Raw genomic sequence first — 2792 nt, 5'->3', positions numbered from 1 at the left:
CGGTAGCCGTTGCGCTGCGCCAGACGCTCGGAGCTCTTCTCGCCATAGGCCGCTCCGGTCAGCCCGGCGACCTCCATCTCCATCAACCGCTGGGCTGCAAAGCCGATCATCTCGCGCAGAAGATCGGCGTCTGGGGTCTTCTCCACGAGCGCGCGAAGGTTCATCACCTCGTCGGTCATCGGTGGTTCCTCGAATCAGGTTGGTGTCAGCAACCCGACCCTACCGGGCAATCGCCGGTGACCACCGCAAAGCCGTCCACCCGCTACGGCGCAACTGGGGAGCGCGCGGGCGGACGGCTTCGCTCTGCCGACCTACACCACGCCCGGGGGCACGACCCGCAAGAACCCGGGCGATGCCTGGCAAATGGACCGCAGGCATTGAAGCCAGACCATTCGCGTCAGATCAATCAGGCCGGCGCCAGATAGCCTTTCGTTGTGGCCGCAGCCGGATCTTCGAAAATCGCCATCGCGGTCAACATCCGCCGGAAGCCGAAGCCTTGGTAAAAGGCCTCCTTGTCTGGAACGGAATAGAGGATGATCTTCTTGTGCCCTGAGGAGAGGCGCAGCAGGCGGCCAACCATCTCCTTGCCTAGGCACTGCCCCTGATGGCTCGGCAGGATCGCGATGTCGCAGAGATAGGCGCAATCGCGCCCGTCGGCGAGCACCCGGCCGGTCGCGACCAGACGGCCGGCATCATAGACAAACAGGCGGAACACGCTGTTGCCGAAGACGAGCTCGAGCTCGCGCGGGGGCTTGTCGCCAAGCGGAGCCAGGCGATAGAGCTCTGACAGCTCCTGCCAATCGACGCCGGCGAGGTCGTCCTTCCAAACCAGCATTTTCGTCCCTCACTTGCGCAACGAACCGACGGCTTTGACGATCTCGGCCGTGTCCGGAAAGTGCCCCTTCACCCGCTTGGCGACGGTCGTCTCGCCGACCTTCACTTCGAAAATCCCGCCACTGCCGGGCACGAGCTTTCCCTCCATTGCGAACTGCTCGCGGAGCGCTCTCGCCGCCTCTTTGGCGCGCTTTTCATAGCCGCACGGGCTGCAGTAGGTGATCGTGACGTTTGCCATGGCGGTCTCCTCTCAGTTTGTCCGCGGCTCTGTTCAGGCCGGCCGCCGGCGCTGTGACGCGGCCTCGATGCCTGCAATCCATCCCGCAACCGAGCGACCTATGGCGTCGGGATGATCCTCCTGCAAGAAGTGCCGGCCGGGTCCGAGCGGGACCAGTGCGCAGTGCTGCAGCGAGGCTGCAAAGCTTGCAGTAAAGGCCGGCGAGACCACCGCGCCCGGCTCGCCGAAGAACAACAATTTCGGATAGGTCGAGGCAGCGAGCGCCGCATGCGCGGATTCGAGCATCGCATGAACATCGGCCGGCTCGCCTTGGATCGGCAACTCGCGCGGCAGCGTCAGGATGGGCCGGCGGCTCGCCTCATCCGGGAACGGCGCACGATAGGCCGCCATCTCCTCATCGCTCAACTTGCGCACGATCCCGCCGGGCAGCACGCGCTCTATGAAGGCATTACTTTGCAGGATCATCGCCTCGCCTTCGCCTTTGGTCCTGAACTTGCGGAAGGTCTGTTCGCGCACGCCGTGATCAGGATCGAAATCGCCCCAGCTTGGCATCGGGCGGATGAATTCCATGAAGGCCAATCCGCGCACGAAATCGGGGCGACGCGCCGCGAGATGAAAGGCGAGGGCCGTCCCCCAGTCCTGCGCCACTAGATAGGCGGAGGTGATGCCGAGCTGATCAATCAAGGCATCGAGATAGCGAGCGTGATCCGCAAAACGATAGGCGATGTCGGGCTTGCCGGATTGTCCGAAGCCGATCAGGTCCGGCGCGATGCAATGGGCGACAGGCGCGACCAACGGTAGGATGTTGCGCCAGATGTAGGAGGAGGTCGGATTGCCGTGCAGGAACAGCGCGACGGGGGCGCCTTTGTTGCCTGCCTCGCGGAAGGCCATGGTGGAGGATGACAGAACGCTATGATGCTGGACGGTGACGGGCTCGCTCATGATGGCTCCTTGAACACGGTTTGGAAGACGATTTGCTTGAAACGTTCGAGTGGCGCGGCCGTGCGCTCCACCTTCATGCGCAGCATCGCGCCCTGCCAGGACGCGAGCAGAAATTCGGCAAGCTCTTCGGGCGCGAAGTCGGCGGCGATTTCGCCTGCGGTCTGCGCCTCTGCGATGCAGGCCGCGAACGGCACCCGCCACTCCTGAAAGATCTCCGCAAGCCGCGTGCGCAACAATTCACTCGACGCGGATGCCTCTAAGCTGAGATCGCCAATCAGGCAGCCGCGACCAAATCCCTCGGCCTCCAAGCGCCGTGTGATGATGTCGAGATAGCGCCTCAGCCGCATGCGCGAGCTGAGCGAGGTGTCTTCGAGCGCCTGCGCGACCAGCGTTCGCGTATGCGTGAAGTAGCGGTCGAGCACCTCGGAAGCGAACGCCTCCTTGGAGCGAAAATGGTTGGTGAACGACCCCTGCGGCGCGCCGGCGGCGGAGGTGATGTCGCGGACGCTGGTGCCATGATAGCCGGTGCGGAACATGGCCTTGAGGCCGGCGTCGAGGATGCTGTCGCGGAGAGATGGCTTGGGCATAGCGCACATAATACGTACGTACGTATTATTGTCAACGCGATTTTTCCTTCTCCCGCGCCTGGTGTGTTTCGGCATGGAATAAGGACCCCGTTTTCGGGGTGATCGGCATCCAATCGGGACCCCGGGGCTGAGGGTCCACACTGGCTTCCATGATTATGGAAGCCGAGGTTGGGATGCTGATTGTGGAGACG

Annotated in this window: 5 protein-coding genes; all 5 read right to left on the bottom strand. The window is 63.3% G+C overall.

Features of this window, described 5'->3' with window-relative positions; translation table 11 throughout:
- Positions 1 to 179 (bottom strand): transposase (locus WA702_RS26940; RefSeq protein ID WP_425113590.1); only part of this gene is annotated, 179 nt, incomplete at its 3' end.
- A gap of 227 nt (positions 180 to 406) precedes the next feature.
- Positions 407 to 835: a GNAT family N-acetyltransferase gene (locus tag WA702_RS26935; protein ID WP_425113589.1), complete on the bottom strand. Its 429-nt coding sequence runs from the start codon at positions 833 to 835 to the stop codon at positions 407 to 409.
- Between the two features lie 9 nt (positions 836 to 844).
- Positions 845 to 1072 carry a SelT/SelW/SelH family protein gene (locus WA702_RS26930; protein WP_425113588.1) on the bottom strand — a complete coding sequence of 76 codons (228 nt, stop codon included), beginning with the start codon at positions 1070 to 1072 and terminating at the stop codon, positions 845 to 847.
- A 33-nt stretch (positions 1073 to 1105) separates the two neighbouring features.
- Positions 1106 to 2014: a haloalkane dehalogenase gene (locus WA702_RS26925; RefSeq protein ID WP_425113587.1), complete on the bottom strand. Its 909-nt coding sequence runs from the start codon at positions 2012 to 2014 to the stop codon at positions 1106 to 1108.
- Entirely contained in the window at positions 2011 to 2601 is a 591-nt protein-coding gene (locus WA702_RS26920) for a TetR family transcriptional regulator C-terminal domain-containing protein (protein WP_425113586.1), read from the bottom strand. The genes WA702_RS26925 and WA702_RS26920 overlap by 4 nt, the downstream gene beginning before the upstream one ends.
- Positions 2602 to 2792 lie beyond the last annotated feature (191 nt).

The organism is Bradyrhizobium sp. (assembly GCF_049798375.1).
GTDB lineage: Bacteria > Pseudomonadota > Alphaproteobacteria > Rhizobiales > Xanthobacteraceae > Bradyrhizobium.
This window is presented reverse-complemented; position numbering and strand designations above follow the sequence as displayed.

Bases quoted from the DNA above. Each gene is read 5' to 3' on its own strand.
- WA702_RS26920 (WP_425113586.1), bottom strand. From the start codon at position 2,601: ATGCCCAAGCCATCTCTCCGCGACAGCATCCTCGACGCCGGCCTCAAG.
- WA702_RS26930 (WP_425113588.1), bottom strand. From the start codon at position 1,072: ATGGCAAACGTCACGATCACCTACTGCAGCCCGTGCGGCTATGAAAAG.
- WA702_RS26925 (WP_425113587.1), bottom strand. From the start codon at position 2,014: ATGAGCGAGCCCGTCACCGTCCAGCATCATAGCGTTCTGTCATCCTCC.
- WA702_RS26935 (WP_425113589.1), bottom strand. From the start codon at position 835: ATGCTGGTTTGGAAGGACGACCTCGCCGGCGTCGATTGGCAGGAGCTG.